Here is a 1,904-nt window from a genome sequence, read left to right on the forward strand (position 1 = left end):
TCTGCTCCGTTGGCATCTATTATTAAATGAAGATGGTTATCCATAAGGCAGTAGCCATATACTCTGAATTCATAGGTTTTTTGATATTTTTTAACTAAAGCTAAATAATTAAGCTTATCCGTATCGTCTTTAAATAAATCAACTTCGCTTATACTCCTTGCCATTACATGAAAAATGGCATCTTCTTCTTTCTGCCGTGCGATTCTTGGCATAAAAAACATCTCCCTTCAAAGTTTAGTTCCTAATTAGTATTTCCTTTGATGGGAGATGTTTTTCATTAATTCTGAACAATACTTATGTGTTCCACATTGTTTAATTCTTTGTTTTTCCTGCCATGATATTAACCCTTTCTCCTCATTTTTATTTATTATATCATGACCGAATATTTTCTGTACAATTAATTATAACCTATCCATTACATCATTTTATTCACTTTCTAACTATGGGCATCACTGTAATATTTACTATATAGTATAATAATAGTATTAAAAATATTACCGTACCTTTGATTATTAAATTCATATTAGATATATAAGTAAAGTAAAATGCAATGCAAACTATTATAATCAATAGTGCAGAATATATATATGGTAAACCAAATTTCTTTCCACAGTTTTTACACCTAGAATTACTTCTAATATTCAAACTTGCTTTTTGAAGCACATCAATTGTATATTCTTTACAATTAGGGCATTGATATTTTCTCATATTACCAGCTCCTTACTCTAAAAATATTTTATTTAAACCAATATCTAAGACCTTTCCAATTGCCATTCTTATAATATTCTGTATCAAGTACTATATCTGGTGTAGGATACCTATCATCATATGATTTCCAATTTGCTGGCACAGGTGCGTTAACACAATCATGATATTCACTTTTTATTTTAAAGTCTTTTGAGAAATATGTTGTAGAAGTATTAACATCCCCATCTTTTGAAAGAGAAATAGCCACTTCTATATCCCCAACTTTCACCTCTTGGTTTAATTGAGTTTTTACTCCTCCTATTACTGAAAAGAAAGCACCTACAGGTGGGTCTATCATTCCCGCAGCACCTAAAACTAAATCTGTAGAATCTGAAGCAGTTCCCATACCTATTAATCCTACTAAGTAACAATATGGTTTGGGGAGCAATATACTTCCTGCTGTTACTGCGCCATTAACAATAGTACCATCGTGTGCTAAAAAATTCCCTTTTGTTATTGTATGTGCATGTACATTTACTTTTGTAGAAATTTCAGAATTACTGTATTTATATTTACTTACATAATTCCCATTTTTATCTTTAGAGTCATACATTCCTTTATATTCTGGTTTACTTCTAATCACATCAATAGTTCTTAAAAGTGCTTTTGCTCCATCATTGTCATTCATAGCAACTCTAGTTACATACATTCTCTTAAGACCAACAATAATTGCTAGATCTTCTTTTGACAGTATATCCTTATCCTGCAACTCAGCTGATTTAGTTTCTTGACTAGATGTATTTTTCTTTACATTTCCTTTTTTTACTTCCTTAGATCCAATATTATTAGTAGCCTTCTTCTTATTTACCTCAGCAGGTTTTTTCTTTGTATCCTTCTTATTACCACTATCCTTAGGTTCTACAGAAATTCCACTCTTAGTTGTTGTATTTTGCTTTGAACCTTTTGAATTACTCGAGCCCTTCTTTTGATTATTTTTGTTATTTGCAGTCTTATCCCCTCTAGCCTGTTTTTGAGGTGCATGCCCGTCTAAATCCACATACATTATAGGTTCATTATGACAGTAAGTATATAAATTCAAACTAAGTGGGTCTTTCCTATCCCCTCTATAACTATCCTCAGACAAGAACCTGGCAATCTTGGGATCATAATACCTGGCCTTTAAGTAATACTGTTTTGTCTCTTTATCATATTCATAT

General features: G+C 31.2%; 3 protein-coding genes. All 3 read right to left on the reverse strand.

Annotated features, from left to right (window positions below; genetic code table 11):
• On the reverse strand, positions 1-212 hold a 212-nt coding region (locus tag Q428_RS13865), incomplete at its 3' end, for a transposase (protein WP_035381955.1).
• A gap of 217 nt (positions 213-429) precedes the next feature.
• The gene (locus Q428_RS13870) at positions 430-708 is read right to left on the reverse strand and encodes a hypothetical protein (protein WP_035381958.1); all 279 of its coding nucleotides are present in this window, start codon (positions 706-708) and stop codon (positions 430-432) included.
• 28 nt (positions 709-736) lie between these two features.
• A partial coding sequence (locus Q428_RS13875; protein ID WP_035381960.1) for an RHS repeat-associated core domain-containing protein occupies positions 737-1,904 on the reverse strand: 1,168 nt, incomplete at its 5' end.

This window comes from Fervidicella metallireducens AeB (assembly GCF_000601455.1).
Lineage (GTDB): Bacteria > Bacillota > Clostridia > Clostridiales > Caloramatoraceae > Fervidicella > Fervidicella metallireducens.